Source organism: Flavobacterium zubiriense (assembly GCF_041729725.1).
Taxonomy (GTDB): domain Bacteria; phylum Bacteroidota; class Bacteroidia; order Flavobacteriales; family Flavobacteriaceae; genus Flavobacterium; species Flavobacterium zubiriense.
Window position 1 is genome coordinate 128,924 of the sequence record NZ_JBCFQL010000001.1, and the last position, 15,485, is coordinate 144,408.

9 protein-coding genes and 1 tRNA gene are annotated in these 15,485 nt (G+C 34.1%); 6 read left to right on the plus strand and 4 right to left on the minus strand.

The window, feature by feature from the left end; all coding sequences use genetic code 11:
* Window positions 1-36 precede the first annotated feature (36 nt).
* From AAGV28_RS00565 to AAGV28_RS00590, 6 genes are all read left to right on the plus strand, one after another.
* Complete coding sequence (locus AAGV28_RS00565; RefSeq protein ID WP_373404903.1) at window positions 37-3,063, plus strand: SusC/RagA family TonB-linked outer membrane protein; 3,027 nt, start codon at window positions 37-39, stop codon at window positions 3,061-3,063.
* A gap of 10 nt (window positions 3,064-3,073) precedes the next feature.
* Window positions 3,074-4,555: a RagB/SusD family nutrient uptake outer membrane protein gene (locus AAGV28_RS00570; protein WP_373404904.1), complete on the plus strand. Its 1,482-nt coding sequence runs from the start codon at window positions 3,074-3,076 to the stop codon at window positions 4,553-4,555.
* A gap of 368 nt (window positions 4,556-4,923) precedes the next feature.
* A complete protein-coding gene (locus tag AAGV28_RS00575; protein ID WP_373404905.1) occupies window positions 4,924-6,390 on the plus strand; it encodes a glycoside hydrolase family 30 protein in 1,467 nt (488 codons plus the stop codon).
* A gap of 37 nt (window positions 6,391-6,427) precedes the next feature.
* The gene (locus tag AAGV28_RS00580; protein ID WP_373404906.1) at window positions 6,428-8,515 is read left to right on the plus strand and encodes a beta-galactosidase; all 2,088 of its coding nucleotides are present in this window, start codon (window positions 6,428-6,430) and stop codon (window positions 8,513-8,515) included.
* Between the two features lie 52 nt (window positions 8,516-8,567).
* The gene (locus AAGV28_RS00585; RefSeq protein ID WP_373404907.1) at window positions 8,568-11,027 is read left to right on the plus strand and encodes a beta-glucosidase; all 2,460 of its coding nucleotides are present in this window, start codon (window positions 8,568-8,570) and stop codon (window positions 11,025-11,027) included.
* Window positions 11,028-11,254: 227 nt separating this feature from the next.
* On the plus strand, window positions 11,255-12,808 hold the full coding sequence (locus AAGV28_RS00590) for a glycerol-3-phosphate dehydrogenase/oxidase (protein ID WP_373404908.1): 1,554 nt from the start codon (window positions 11,255-11,257) through the stop codon (window positions 12,806-12,808).
* A gap of 36 nt (window positions 12,809-12,844) precedes the next feature.
* Here AAGV28_RS00590 and AAGV28_RS00595 read toward each other — a convergent pair.
* The 4 genes from AAGV28_RS00595 to AAGV28_RS00610 all read right to left on the minus strand — a co-directional run bounded on the left by AAGV28_RS00595 (window position 12,845) and on the right by AAGV28_RS00610 (window position 15,484).
* Window positions 12,845-12,922: transfer RNA gene (locus AAGV28_RS00595), tRNA-Val, on the minus strand.
* Window positions 12,923-13,006: 84 nt separating this feature from the next.
* On the minus strand, window positions 13,007-14,239 hold the full coding sequence (locus AAGV28_RS00600; RefSeq protein ID WP_373404909.1) for a bifunctional folylpolyglutamate synthase/dihydrofolate synthase: 1,233 nt from the start codon (window positions 14,237-14,239) through the stop codon (window positions 13,007-13,009).
* Between the two features lie 18 nt (window positions 14,240-14,257).
* Window positions 14,258-15,055 (minus strand): energy transducer TonB, encoded by a 798-nt coding sequence (locus AAGV28_RS00605; protein ID WP_373404910.1) that lies wholly within the window; start codon window positions 15,053-15,055, stop codon window positions 14,258-14,260.
* A 36-nt stretch (window positions 15,056-15,091) separates the two neighbouring features.
* Window positions 15,092-15,484 (minus strand): ExbD/TolR family protein, encoded by a 393-nt coding sequence (locus tag AAGV28_RS00610; protein WP_373389965.1) that lies wholly within the window; start codon window positions 15,482-15,484, stop codon window positions 15,092-15,094.
* Window position 15,485 lies beyond the last annotated feature (1 nt).

The window sequence follows — 15,485 nt, forward strand, 5'->3', positions numbered from 1 at the left end:
CAAATAACTATTTTACTAATCAAAAAAACTAAAAAAATGAAATTAACAAAAATGTTTGTTTTTTGCTTTTTGTCTGTATTATTCTCAGTTTACATGCAAGCACAAGATGTGTCAGTAAAAGGAAAAGTACTTGACGAAACTGGAATGTCAGTTCCAGGAGCATCAATTTTAATTAAAGGAACTTCTAAATCTACGACCACAGATTTAGATGGTAACTTTGAAATTAAAACCTCCTTAAATGGAGTATTTGTAATTAGTTTTGTAGGTTACGCTACAATTGAAGAACCAATTAATGGTAGAAAAGATGTAACTATAAAACTTAAAACAGAATCTGAAAAATTAGAGGAAGTTATTGTAATAGGTTACGGAACTCAAAAGAAAACGGATGTAACTTCAGCAATTTCTACTGTAGGTGTTAAAGATGTTTCTGATAGACCAATTGTTAATGCTGTTGAAGCAATAACTGGTAAATCCTCTGGAGTACAAGTTTCATCATCTTCTGGATCACCTGGAGGATCACTCTCAGTTCGTGTTCGTGGAATTGGATCTCCTAATGGTGGTGAACCACTTTATGTAGTAGATGGTGTGCTTACAAGTAATGTAAAGGCAATTGATCCAAATAATATTGAGTCCATTAATATTTTAAAAGACGCATCAGCTGCGGGTATATATGGAGCTGCGGGTTCAACAAATGGAGTGGTTCTTATCACAACGAAGAAGGGTAAGAAAGGACAACCTAGGACGGAAATTAATTTTTATGGTGGTATACAACAAATTATGAGAAAATTACCAGTACTAAATAATTCGCAATGGTTCGATATAAAAACAGAAATTTTTGGTACTGAACCTAGTATACCAAGTTATTATGATTTAGAAGGAACAAACAACAACTGGCAAGATTTAATTTATCGTACTGCCGCACAATCAAGTGTTAATTTAAGTACTTCAGGTGGTTCAGATACTGGAAATTATTACCTGGGTCTTGGATATTTAAATCAAGAAGGTATTATTGTTGGTTCAAATTTTAAACGTTATTCTCTTAATTTAAATGTTAATCAAGATATTACACAGAAAATAAAATTTGGAGGATCAGTTAATTATAATAGGACTAATCAAAGATCAATTACAGATAATACTTCTGCTAATTTTGGAGGTGTTGTTCTTAGTGCTCTTGTTACTCCTGAGTTTATTCCTGTTTTTATGCCGTCAAATTCTCCTTTTCCGGGTGTTTATGGTGTTAGTAATTTTTATTCTGGTGAGAATCCATTGGGATTAATTTTTAACAATGAAAATAAAACTATTGCTAATAATTTATTAGGAAGTACTTATGTTGAGGCTAAATTACCTCTAAATTTAACTTTTAAAACGCAGTTAAATGGAGTTGTTCAAAATTCTAAATATGATTATTTTTTAGATCCTTATAGCAGTTTAAGCGGACGTACTACTCAAGGGAGAGGTGAAAGCAACTACAATGAAGTTTTTAGATGGCAATGGGATAACACATTAAATTATAAACAAAACTTTGGCGAACATTCTTTGGATGTCATAGTAGGAACATCGGCAATGAATGAATCAATTTCAAATTCAAATCAACTTGGAGCTGGTTTTGCAACAAGTGCAGTAAAGACTTTGAATGCTGCAAGTTCTAATTTTCAAATAGGAACAGGAGAATATGAGTGGTCAACAAATTCTTATTTTGGAAGATTCAATTATGGATATGATAATAAATATCTTTTTACAGCTACTTTCCGTCGTGATGGGTCATCTAGAGTAGGTACAAATGTAGTTTATGGAAATTTTCCAGCACTTTCAGCTGGTTGGAAAATTTCTAATGAGAAATTCATGGAAAATGTAAATTGGATGCAAAATCTTAAGGTACGTTTAGGTTGGGGAAAAACAGGTAATTTACCTCCTTATACTATGCTTTTTCCTAGTTATAGCTTGTTAAATGTAGGTGCCCCTTATGCTTTCAATGCTTCGAATGTTGCTCCAGGTATTAAACCAGCTCCTCAGTTAGGGAATCCTGATTTAAAATGGGAAGCAGCAACACAAACAAACATTGGTTTAGAAGTAGGTTTTTTTAATAATCGTTTAAATTTAACAGCTGATTACTATCATAAGAAAGTGGAAGATATGATTTTCACTGTACAGCTGCCTTTAACCACAGGAAGTTCTGTTACTGCAATGAATTTAGCAGGAAATAATATTAATAAAGGAGTAGAATTATCATTAGATGCAGATATCATTCAAGGAGACGATTTTAATTGGTCATCTAATTTAAATTTTTCCAGAAATATAAATAGTATTGAAGGAATTGATGAAAATACCTCTTTTCAAACGGGGCCTGTCTTGATTGGTGGAAGTCAAGTACCTATTTATACTCAAATTATTAAAAATGGTTATTCATTAGGAACATTCTGGGGATATAAATCTGAAGGTGTAGATCCACAAACTGGTAATTTAGTCTATGGTGACGAATTAGTTGATTTAGGTTCGGCTTTACCTAAATTCACAGTTGGTTTTTCAAATGAATTTTCATATAAAGGACTTTCTTTATCATTTTTATTTGATGCGGTTCAAGGAAATAAGGTTTACAATGCAACAAGAATGGAAATTGAGGCGATGTCAGGCTTTGCAAATGAAAGTACAGAAGTTTTAAAAAGATGGAAACAACCGGGTGATATAACAAGTGTTCCTAGAGCGTTAGGAAACGCTACCACGAATACTGGGGCAGCAGCATTGTTAAAAAACACAGTGTCTTCACATTTCATTGAAGATGGATCTTTCTTTCGATTACGAAATATTACCATTAGCTATCAAATCGAGAAAAAGTTTGTTGAAAGAATAGGTTTGGCAGGACTAAAAATTTACGGAACTGCGCAAAACTTATTTACCGTTCATAATTACAAAGGATATTATCCTGAGGTTAATGGTTTTGGACAAGGAACAAATAATCAGGCTGAAAGTGCAGGTTCTGGTTCATCATTAATGTCACTTGGTATTGATAGAGGAACTTATCCAGCAGCTAAAATTTTTACCGCTGGTATTAATATTCAACTTTAAAATAAATATTATGAAAATAAATATATTAAAATACGCTCATTTCTTCGTATTAGCTATACTATTAACGTCATGTTCTCAAGATTTTTTAGACAAATCTCCTGAGTCTCAATTAGCAGCAGGTTCTTTAACTACAGCTTCTGATGCTGAAAGTATATTAAATGGTGCTTATAATGTAATGCCTGATTATTATTCATACAGCAACCTTATTACATCTGAGGGTATGTCTGATAATACATATATAAATGGGGATAATAATATTGAACAACCGCTAGAGAATTTTACTTTTACAGCTGCTAACGGCGAAATTCAATTGAATTGGCAAGAGTTATACAAACATATAGCTGCAGCAAATACTGCTATTGATAATGTAACTCTTATTAATGATCCTAAGTGGGAAGGAACCAATAGAAAAGCACAAATAATAGCCGAAGCCACTTTCTTGAGAGCTTTTGCTTATTATTGGTTAGTTACTTCATGGGGAAATGTACCGCTTGTTCTTTCGTCTAATAATACTGGAAATAATTATCCTTTAAGGACTAGTGCGAATTTAGTATATGAACAAATTGTTAAAGATTTGAAAGAGGCAGAAGCAGTATTAGATAGTAATCCATATAATGGAGAATATGGTAGAGCGACAAAAGGAGCCGCAAGAGCATTATTAGCTAAAACCTATGCCCAAATGGGAGATTATCAAAATTGTTTAATTTATTGTAATAAAGTTATCGACGAGGGGCCTTATTCTTTAGTACCTGATTACTCTAATCTATGGGGAATTTCAAACAAGAATTCTTCGGAGGCCATTTTTGAATTACAAGTTCCTTCATCAGGCACACCTTACAGTGTTTGGAGGATCAATATACTTACGTACGGTGCATTTGATAGCTGGCCTAAACGACTAATAGGTTCTTATGATTTAGTAAAAGCATTTAATGATGCTGGAGATAATGGACCAAGATATCAATCTACTTTCAATTGGCAAGTTACAGGAGCTTCTTTCAATATGCCTTTCAACGCATGGAATCCAACTCAGGCAATTCCGTTCTGTGGAAAGTTTTCATATAGTGATACTTGGACAAATGGCGACAATTTAATTATGATAAGACTTGCTGATATTATCTTATTAGCAGCTGAAGCAAATGTGCAAATAGAAACTGGAACTCAAGCAAATCTAGATGCGGCTATAAATCAGCTAAATTTAATTAGAACAAGAGCAGGATTAGGTGATACTGACGCCGAGACAAAGAGCGAATTAGCTTTAGCTATATTGAATGAAAGACGATTAGAATTAGTTTACGAACGTACCAGATGGAATGATTTGAAACGAGCAGATGCAAATGGAACGGTTAATATGGTAAACTTGATGAACAGTCAAGTAAATTCAAGTCTTCAACCACTTAATTATGGAATGCAGGAGTTTCATAAATTGTTACCAATTCCTCAAGGAGATATTCAAATAAATAAAAATCTTCTCCCTAATAATACGGGATATTAAATAAGGTGTTTAGATTACTGGAAATGTTAATTTGTTGAGTTGGTTAATAAATTAAATTCAGTTTTTTTACTCGAAGCCTATTGGCTTTGTTATTTCTGAGCGGACTTGCTGTACTACAAAGCAAGTCCGTAAGGAAAATAATGTCATAAAATTAAAGTTTAGACTATTAATAAGCCTTTGGCTTATTGCTCTCTATAATTATTTTTAAATTCAATTTTACCCAAACGCAGTTTCAAATTCCCCTATTCAAATTCTCAATAACATAATAAAAATTAGAATATTTTTCTAAAGAAAAACATACTCAATTTAATGAGTAGAAGAAGAATATTGAAGATGGTTTTGTAAGGGTATAAAACAATAAAAAATCAATGAAAAATAAACATTTAATTCTGCTGCTGTTATTAACAACTTTTTGTTCTTTTTCACAAAGTAAAATAACTTGGATATCGAGCACGGAAGCCAAACAATGGCAAAATAATAAGAATCTAAAAGCGAGTTCAACAACCGGAAAAACGGATGTAGAAGTACATATAAATAAACCTTTGCAACAAATTGACGGTTTTGGCACATGCTTCAATGAATTAGGATGGACTTCGTTAAGTATTTTGAATGCAAATGACAGAGAAAAAATACTAAAAGAATTCTTTTCGCCCAATGTAGGAGCCAATTTCACGATTTGCCGTATGCCTATTGGTGCCAATGATTTTTCTAATAATTGGTATTCTTATAATGAAACAGCAGGCGATTTTGAAATGAAAGATTTTAGCATTGCAAATGATTCTCAAACGCTAATTCCATTTATCAAAAACGCATTAAAATACAATCCAAATATGAAATTATGGGCCTCACCATGGTCTCCTCCTACTTGGATGAAGTATAATAAACATTATGCTTTAAAAGCATTTCCTAAAGACCTACCCCAAGATGTTGTAGAAGAAATAAGAGAAAAATGGGGGATGGATTTTAAAGGTTTTGACAATGGATTAAAACCAGAACAAGAGGGTTTTGAAGGGAAAGATATGTTTATTCAAGAAGATAAATATTACAAAGCTTATAGTCTGTATTTTTCAAAATTCATTCAGGATTACCGCGCACAAAATATTAATATCAGTATGGTAATGCCACAAAATGAATACAATTCGCCACAGTTTTTCCCTAGCTGTACATGGACTTCAAAAGGCTTGTCTCGTTTTTTAAGTTATTTAATCCCAGCAATGAATGACGAAAAAGTAGATGTTTTCTTTGGCACGATGGAACGCTCAAATTATAAATTAGTGGATTCAATTTTGAGTGATGCAACGATTAATAAATCTATTAAAGGTGTCGGTTTTCAATGGGCTGGAAAAGATGCTATTCCAACTATTCATAAAAATTACCCCAATCTTAAACTATACCAAACAGAACAAGAATGTGGTAATGGAAAAAATGATTGGAAATATTGCGGATATACTTGGGGTTTAATGAAACAATATTTAACTAATGGTGCTAATGCATACATGTACTGGAATGCTTCCCTAAAAGAAGGAGGTATAAGCACTTGGGGTTGGAGACAAAATTCATTGGTAAGTGTTGATACCATTAATAAAACTTTCAAATACAATTTTGAATATTATTTGATGAAACATCTGAGTCATTTTGTGAAACCAGGAGCAAAACGTTTGGAAACTTCAGGGGATTATGATAATTTATTAGCATTTATAAACCAAGATAAGAGTGTGGTTATAGTGGTTCAAAATGATAGTGACAAAGAAAAATTGTTTAAAATAAAAGTTGGCAAAAAAACACTAACGCCAATATTAAAAGCCGATTCGTACAACACTTTTTTGTTGAAGTAAAATTTTATTTAACACCAATTTCCTAAATTAAAAACGGATGGATTTATATAAAAAACTCATAGGATTTATAGCGGTGACTCTGGCAATATCTTCTGTTAATGCTCAGGTTCCCAAGAATGAATTACTTTATGGTGTTGCTTATTATGATGAGTATATGCCCTATGATAGACTGGACAAAGACATAAAAATGATGAAGGATGCGGGGATTAACGTTGTTCGCATTGCCGAAAGCACATGGAGTACCGAAGAGCCACAGGATAACGTATTCGATTTTAGTCATATAGACAGGGTTCTTGATGCTATGCATAAAGCAGAAATTAAAGTAATTATTGGAACGCCTACTTATGCTGTCCCTGCCTGGTTAGTAAAAAAATATCCAGAGATATTAGCTACCACCCAAATGGGTAAAAATCAATATGGTGCTAGGCAAAATATGGACATAACGAACCAGGACTATTTGTTTCATGCCGAAAGGATTATCCGTAAAATCATGGAGCATGTAAAAGAGCATCCTGCCATTATTGGTTATCAAGTAGACAATGAAACCAAGCATTATGGCACGGCTGGTAAAAATGTTCAAGCTCAGTTTGTCCAGTATATGAAAAAAAAATTTAAAACTACTGAAGCTATTAATAAAGCTTTTGGATTGGACTACTGGAGTAATCGCATTAATTCTTGGGATGAATTCCCTTCTATGGTGGGCACAATTAATGCCGGATTGAAATCTGAATTCTCTAAGTTTCAACGCAGTTTAGTTACTGATTTCCTTTCCTGGCAAGCAGCTATTGTTCGAGAATATAAAAAACCCGAGCAGTTTGTTACTCAAAATTTCGATTTTGATTGGAGAGGCTATTCTTATGGAATACAGGGAGATGTAGATCATTTTGCTGCTGCAAAAGCCATGGATATAGCTGGAGTAGATATTTATCATCCCACACAAGATTATTTAACGGGCACTGAAATTTCTTTTGGAGGAGATATGGCACGTTCTATGAAAAATGGTCAAAACTATTTGGTTGTTGAAACACAAGCACAAGGATTTCCGCAATGGGTACCTTATTCAGGACAGTTGCGGTTACAGGCATTTAGTCATGTTGCTTCTGGAGCTAATATGTTAACCTATTGGCATTGGCATTCAATTCACAATTCTGCCGAGACGTATTGGAAAGGTTTGTTGAGTCATGATTTTCAGTCTAATCCTACTTATAATGAGGCTGTTACAATTGGTGTTGATTTTAAAAAAATAGGTTCAAAAATAGCCAGTCTTAAAAAAACGAATGAGGTGGCGGTTTTTTTCAGTAATGAAGCTCAAACTGCATTTAATATTTTTAGTTTTGGGTGGGGGGCTAAAGAGCAATACAATGATGTTTTACGTCCCATGTATGATGCCTTGTACAAAATGAACGTAGGGGTTGATTTTATAGATCCGTCTTCATTAAATATTGAAAAATATAAATTAATTATTGTCCCAGCTTTATATGCAGCACCAGATTCATTGTTGCAAAAACTGAATGCGTATGTAAAAAATGGTGGACACATTATTTATACTTTCAAAAGCGGTTTTAGTAATGAGAATGTAACAGTTCGAAATACAATTCAGCCTGGAATTATAAATGAGGCTGCTGGGGTAAACTATAGTCAATTTGTGATTCCCGAAAATGTATCTTTAAAAGACGATCCATTTCAGGTAGGGAATGACAAAAATAAAATAAAATATTGGATGGAGCTGTTAACTCCTACGACAGCAAAAGTACTGGCTAAATATGATCATCCACAATGGAATAACTATGCAGCAGTTACTCAAAACAGTTACGGTAAAGGAATGGTAACCTATATAGGTTGTATGCCTGGAGATAGCGTTATGGAGAAAATTCTGGAAGGGAGTTTGAAACAAGCTGGTTTGTGGAATGAAGATCAAAAAATATATTTCCCGTTGATAACAAAATCAGGTATTAATAATCAAGGAAAAACAATCCGATACTTTTTTAATTATTCAGCACAAGCTAAAACTTTTATTTACACACAAGGTAAAAACGGAACGGATTTACTTACCTCAGAAAAAGTGGCTAAAAATTCAGAAATCAATCTTGCTCCATGGGGAATGCTAATAATTGAAGAAAATTAATTTTTTAGTTGAGTAAAATTAGAGTTAGTAATAAAATTAAACAAAGTAAAATATGAATTGTAGCAATATCAAGAAAATAGCAAAAGTATCGCTAGTTTCTACATTAGTAGTTTCAGGAATTTCCTGGAATCATAAAACTGAAAATAGCATGGTAGAGAAAAATCCAATTATAACTATAAACGGATTTACTTTTACCGATTACAACAGAAACGGGAAATTAGATCTTTGGGAAGATACACGTCTTTCTAATAATCAAAGAATTGATGCGATTATCAATGAAATGACTAATGCAGAGAAAGTAGAATTGCTAGTTGGGACAGGTATGCCAGGAATTGAAATGCTGACAGGGCCTGTAGGAGACTCAAAGAAAGGATTAGTTCCAGGAGCTGCTGGAGGTACAGCCGCATTTGAACGTTTTGGAATTCCTGCAACAACTGTTGCTGATGGCCCTGCTGGTTTAAGAATTGCACCAACCAGAGAAAATGACTCAAAAACCTATTATGCAACAGCATTTCCGGTGGGAACAGCATTGGCTTCAACCTGGAATAATGTACTTTTAGAAGAAGTTGGAAGAGCAATGGGTAATGAAGTAAAAGAATATGGTGTTGATGTTTTATTAGCTCCGGCTTTAAATATTCACAGAAATCCTCTAAACGGACGCAACTTTGAATATTATTCTGAGGATCCTTTGGTTTCAGGAAAAACAGCAGCAGCTATAGTAAATGGAATTCAGTCGCAAGGAGTTGGAACTTCCATCAAACACTTTGCAGTGAACAACGTTGAAACAAATCGTTTAACAATTAATGCACAAGTTTCTGAAAGAGCCATTAGAGAATTGTATTTAAAAGGTTTTGAAATCACAGTTAAAGAATCTCAACCTTGGACGGTAATGTCCTCATACAATAAACTAAACGGTGTTTATACTTCTGCCAGTAAAGATTTGTTGACAGAAGTTTTAAGAAATGAATGGGGATACAAAGGAATCGTAATGACCGACTGGTTTGGTGGTTTTCCGGGATTTGAATCCATAAGAGACGGTTCAAATTCTGATGTAGTACAACAGATGATTGCTGGAAACGATCTTTTGATGCCGGGAATTCCCATTCAAAAAAAGGCATTGTTAGAAGCTTTAGATTCTGGTAAATTATCTCAGGAAGTTGTTAATTTGAATGCGAAAAGAATATTAGAATATATTTTCCTTACACCAACTTTCGCAAAATATAAGTATAGCGATAAACCAAATTTAACTCAGAATGCTGAAGTAACAAGAAACGCTGCAGCTGAAGGAATGATCTTGCTTAAAAACACCAATAACGCACTGCCTTTTACTAAAAAGAAGAAAGAAGTTTCACTATTTGGAGTTACTTCTTACGCATGGATTACGGGCGGAACTGGAAGCGGAAGCGTGAATAATAAACACACAGTTTCACTTTTAGAAGGCTTGACTGCTGCAGGCTATAAATTAGACCAAGAATTGGTCAATTTGTATAAACCGCACGCTGAAAAAGAAGTTGCAATTGAAAAAGAGAACAGGGAAGCAAACGGGATTTTGGCTTTGCCGGAAAGACTTGCGGAAATTAAAATGGACGATGCTTTTATTGCTAAAAAAGCAGCATCTTCTGAAATCGCATTTGTGACATTAGGAAGAAATTCCGGAGAAGGCGGCGATAGAGTTGTTGATAATGATTTCAATATGGCGGATGAAGAGATTGAAATGCTAGATAAAATTTCAAAAGCTTTTCATGCAAAAGGAAAAAAAGTAGTAGTTATTCTAAATATCGGCGGTGTAATCGAAACAGCATCATGGAAAGATAAAGTAGATGCTATTTTATTAGCTTGGCAGCCAGGTCAGGAAGGCGGACATTCTGTTGCAGACGTTGTTTCTGGAAAAATAAATCCTTCAGGAAAACTAACAATGACTTTTCCTATGAAATATTCTGATACTCCTTCGGCGAAAAATTTTCCAGGAATTCCTGTTGAGAATCCCAAAGAAGTAATTTATGAAGAAGGAGTTTATGTAGGATACCGTTATTTTAATACTTTTAGTGTGAAACCGTCTTACGAATTTGGTTTTGGAACGTCTTATACTTCATTTGATTATACTGATGTGAAATTAAGTTCACCAACTTTCAGTGATAAATTGACTGTTTCAGTTACGGTGAAAAACACAGGAAAAGTTAATGGAAAAGAGGTGGTTCAAGTTTATCTTTCGGCTCCATCAAAAACAATTGATAAACCAAAAGAAGAATTAAAAGCTTTTGCAAAAACTAAAGAATTGAAACCGGGTGAAAGCCAAACGTTAGAATTGACTTTGCATCCAAAAGACTTAGCTTCGTTTATGGAAAATAAAAGCGCTTGGATTGCCGAAGCTGGAACCTATAAAGTTTTAGTTGGAGCTTCTTCTTTAAATATTAAAAAATCAGATGAGTTTTTAGTAGAAAATGAAATCACAGTTGAAAAAGTAAAAAAGGCTTTTGTTTCAGATTCAAAGTTTACTGAGCTTAAACCTTAAAAATTTATTTGTAACATATTTTTTGTTTTAAAACTACAGTATTAAAAGATTTTTTTAATACTGTAGTTTTTTTAGTAAATGGGGTATTTTAATAAATAATAAAGTTTAAATCAATTCATATTGTAAATCAATAAAAATAGTTTTAAAATTTGTTGTATTTTGCTTTGAAGCAAATTACTAATAGAAATAATTACTAACATTTATTATTTTGATTTTAAACTTTTTTAATGAATAGAGAAGAAAATATAAAACAACTTCGTGAGAATAACGAATTTGATATTGTAATAATTGGCGGAGGTGCAACTGGCTTGGGTTGTGCTGTTGATGCTGCAAGTCGGGGATATAAAACCTTGCTTTTAGAAAAATATGATTTTGCTAAAGGAACTTCTAGCAGATCCACAAAATTAGTTCATGGTGGCGTTCGTTATCTGGCTCAGGGAAATATTCATTTGGTTCGCGAAGCTTTGCTGGAGCGCGGTCGAATGTTAAGAAACGCACCGCATGTTTGTCATACCTTAGGTTTTGTAGTTCCAGTTTATAATTGGTGGGACAAATATTATTACGGTTTTGGTTTGTGGATTTACGAATTTTTATCGGCTAAATTTAGTTTAGGGAAAACAAAAATGCTTTCTAAAAAAGAAACTTTACATCATTTACCTGACTTAGATTCGACTGATTTAAAAGGAGGCGTTTTGTACTATGATGGGCAATTTGACGACAGTCGTTTGGCTATTAATTTAGCACAAACCGCAGCTGAACACGGAGCTGTAATATTGAATTATTGTTCCGTTACTGATTTTATAAAAAGCGAGGATAAGATAATTGGTTTAAAAGCAAAAGACGAATTATCGAATGAAGAATTTATTGTAAAATCCAAAGTGGTGATTAATGCAACAGGAGTTTTTGCGGATACAATTTTGCAAAAATCCGAAGGTCATTCCGAAGAGACTATTGCGCCTTCGCAGGGAATTCATTTGGTGTTGAACCCATCTTTTTTCCAAGGTTCGAAAGCAATGTTAATTCCAAAAACCGCTGATGGAAGAGTTCTGTTTTTGATTCCTTGGCATGATAAGTTACTTTTAGGAACTACGGATACTCCTGTGAAAGAAGTAACTTTAGAACCGAAACCTTTAGACGAGGAGATTCGGTTTATTGTAGAGCATTTTAATAAATATGCCAAGCAAAAAATAAATTATAGCGATGTAAATAGCGTTTTTGTGGGCTTACGCCCTTTGGTAAAAGAAGGAGCTGCCAAAAACACCGCTATTTTGTCTAGAGAACATCTTATTCAGGTACTTCCATCGGGTTTGCTAAACGTGACAGGAGGTAAATGGACTACGTATCGAAAAATGGCAGAACAAACCATTAATAAGGCAATACAGGTTTCGAATTTAAATTCTGTTAGATGTAAAACCAGGCATTTAAAGATTTATGGTTATACTAAAGAGGAAACTAATTCTCATTTGGCTATTTATGGATCAGATGCGGTTTTGATACAAAAGATGATTGCTGCTGATAATGTTTTAGCTGAAAAAATACACACTGATTATCCGTACACAAAAGCAGAAGTAATCTGGGCGGTTCAAAACGAAATGGCACTAACGGTTGAAGATGTTTTAGCAAGAAGAATCAGATTGCTCTTTCTGGACGCGAAAGCAGCGATGGAATCGGCATCAATTGTTGCGAATATAATGGCTTCTTTATTGGATAAGAATTCAGATTGGGAACAAGAGCAAATTATTACTTTTCAAAAATTAGCTCGGGGATATTTGGTAAAATAGAGCATAAAAAAACTCCTTAATTGCTTAAGGAGTTCTTGGTGGGCGATGAGGGGTTCGAACCCCCGACCCCCTCGGTGTAAACGAGGTGCTCTGAACCAGCTGAGCTAATCGCCCTATTTTACTAGGTTGCTATCGTTTGTGATTGCGAGTGCAAATATACACCACTTTTCTTGATTTGCAAACAAAAAACGAAAAAAATTATAAAATTTCTGCAACTACAAAAGTGCTTCCACCTATATAAATGAAATCATTTGTTGTGGCAGATTCTTGAGCTGAACGGTAAGCTTCTGAAACAGAATGATATGTTCTTCCGATTAATCCAAATTGATTCGCTTTTTCTTTTAATATCGAAGCTTCAAGTCCTCGTGGAATATTAGGTTTGCAGAAATAATAAATGGCATTTTTAGGAAATAAAGGCAGAACTTCATCCAAGTCTTTGTCGTTGACAACACCTAAAACAATATGCAATTGATTGAATTTTTCTTTTTGAATTTGATTCAACACAATTTCCAAACCATTTTTGTTGTGAGCGGTGTCGCAAATTACTTTTGGAGATTCGCCCAATTGTTGCCATCTTCCTAAAAGTCCTGTGTTTTTTACCACATTTAGCAAACCTGCTTCAATATTGTTTTGGTTTATAGTATAATCAGTTTGCGTGTTTAAAATTTTGATGGTTTGTAAAACTGTTTTTTTATTGTGTATTTGATAATCACCTATTAAATCAGAAGGATAGTTATCCGAAATTAAATCGGAAGCAAAATAAATTTCAGCATGATTTTCTTTGGCTTTTGCCAAGAAAACGGCTTTAGTTTCAGGAAGGTATTCACCAATAACAACTGGAATATCAGTTTTGATAATGCCTGCTTTTTCGGCAGCAATCAATTCGAGTGTATTACCAAGAAATTGCGTGTGGTCTAATCCGATATTGGTAATCACTGAAACTAAGGGAGTGATGATATTAGTAGCGTCCAGTCTGCCGCCCATTCCGACTTCGATGATAGCAATATCTACTTCTTCTTTTGCAAAATAATCAAAAGCCAATCCAACGCTCATTTCGAAAAAGCTAATATCATTGGCTTCAAAAAAAGTTTTGTTCGAATGGATGAAATCACAAACAAAATCTTCGGTAATTTCTCCCGAAGTATCGGGACCGTTGATTTTAATGCGCTCTCTAAAATCTTTTAGATGTGGCGAAGTGTAAAGTCCTACTTTGTAGCCCGCTTCTTGAAGAATGGACGACAGCATGTGTGAGGTAGAACCTTTTCCGTTGGTTCCGGCAACGTGAATACATTTTAAATTTTGATGTGGATTATCAAGATGATTAATCAGTAAATGGGTGTTGGTTAAGTCTTTTTTATAAGCAGAAGCACCCTGCAATTGGTACATCGGAAGTTGGTTAAACATCCAGGCTGTAGTTTCTTGATAATTCATTTTTTATTGTTAATAATGTTATTCCCCGAGTTTGAAATTCACTGTAATGAATCCTATTTGAGTTTCGGGCGCATTTGAATCCGGTTGCCATTTGTATTTTCTGGCTGTGGCCAAAGCGGGTTCTATTAAACAAGGATTGGTGTTGGTAGTACCTTTGGTATATTTGGCAGCAATAACGTTTCCGTTTCTATTTACCGTAATTTGAACGACAACAGTACCAAATTCGTTACACTTTTGGACTTCTTTTCCTCGGCTACTAATTTTTCTACCATTCAATCCCCAGCCACTTCCTGTACCGCTTCCGCTTCCAGAACCGTAATAAGTATTAGCATAAGGATTTCCGTTTAAACTTCCTTTATCTCCAGCCTGATTGTCATTGCCTTCGCCACCTTTGGCTGTTCCAGTAGATTTTGGACCATTAATTAAACTAGACAAAGCATCAGTGGTGCTTTTAGAAGGTTTCGGATTTTCTTTGGGTTTTTCTTTTACTTCTTCTTTAGCAACTTCTTTTGTTGGTTGGATTTTTTTAGCTTCTTTCATTACAACAGCTTCTTCAATATCTTGTGATAAAACATCGTCGTTGCTTGCTGTGGCTTGTTTTGCGGCAGTAGCTTTTGGTGCCGATTGAATGGCTTCGGTAGGCTGAATGTCTCCATTTCCAAATTCAGTTGTGCCAAAATTAATAGCAATTCCGTTTTCAGGGGGAGGATCTAAAGAAGTAAGTCCTAGATATAAGAACAAAACAAATAGTATCACAAAAATGATAGATGTGATAACAAATGATTTTTTTTCTTCTTCTGTTTCTAAATATTTCATGTAGAATAAATCTGTTTTTTGAAAGTCAGTGCCAAATTATTTAGGTCTTACAGCTAAAACCACTTTAATTTGGTTTCTGTTCGCAATGTCTAAAACGTTAACTGCTTTTTCAATTGGAACACCTTCTTCGGCTCTTAGAATTATGGCTTTGTTTTCATCAGCGGCAACTAGTGATAGTAATTTTGATTCCAATTCGGCTTCTAAAACAGGCTCCTTATCAATAAAAAACTCTAATTTTTTATTGATACTTACAGCAATATTTTTGTTGCTATCTGTTTTTCCTTTTGCTTTTGGTAATACTAAATCCAGTGCGTTAGTAGTTACCATAGTTGAGGTTAGCATGAAAAATATCAACAACAGAAAGACAATGTCTGTCATGGATGACATATTAAATTCAGCACTCACTTTATTTCGTCCTCTTAAATTCATA

What these genes read in the sequence shown, in the direction of transcription:
- AAGV28_RS00565 (WP_373404903.1), top strand. Translation starts at nt 37, where the DNA reads ATGAAATTAACAAAAATGTTTGTTTTTTGCTTTTTGTCTGTATTATTC.
- AAGV28_RS00570 (WP_373404904.1), top strand. Translation starts at nt 3,074, where the DNA reads ATGAAAATAAATATATTAAAATACGCTCATTTCTTCGTATTAGCTATA.
- AAGV28_RS00575 (WP_373404905.1), top strand. Translation starts at nt 4,924, where the DNA reads ATGAAAAATAAACATTTAATTCTGCTGCTGTTATTAACAACTTTTTGT.
- AAGV28_RS00580 (WP_373404906.1), top strand. Translation starts at nt 6,428, where the DNA reads ATGGATTTATATAAAAAACTCATAGGATTTATAGCGGTGACTCTGGCA.
- AAGV28_RS00585 (WP_373404907.1), top strand. Translation starts at nt 8,568, where the DNA reads ATGAATTGTAGCAATATCAAGAAAATAGCAAAAGTATCGCTAGTTTCT.
- AAGV28_RS00590 (WP_373404908.1), top strand. Translation starts at nt 11,255, where the DNA reads ATGAATAGAGAAGAAAATATAAAACAACTTCGTGAGAATAACGAATTT.
- AAGV28_RS00600 (WP_373404909.1), bottom strand. Translation starts at nt 14,239, where the DNA reads ATGAATTATCAAGAAACTACAGCCTGGATGTTTAACCAACTTCCGATG.
- AAGV28_RS00605 (WP_373404910.1), bottom strand. Translation starts at nt 15,055, where the DNA reads ATGAAATATTTAGAAACAGAAGAAGAAAAAAAATCATTTGTTATCACA.
- AAGV28_RS00610 (WP_373389965.1), bottom strand. Translation starts at nt 15,484, where the DNA reads ATGAATTTAAGAGGACGAAATAAAGTGAGTGCTGAATTTAATATGTCA.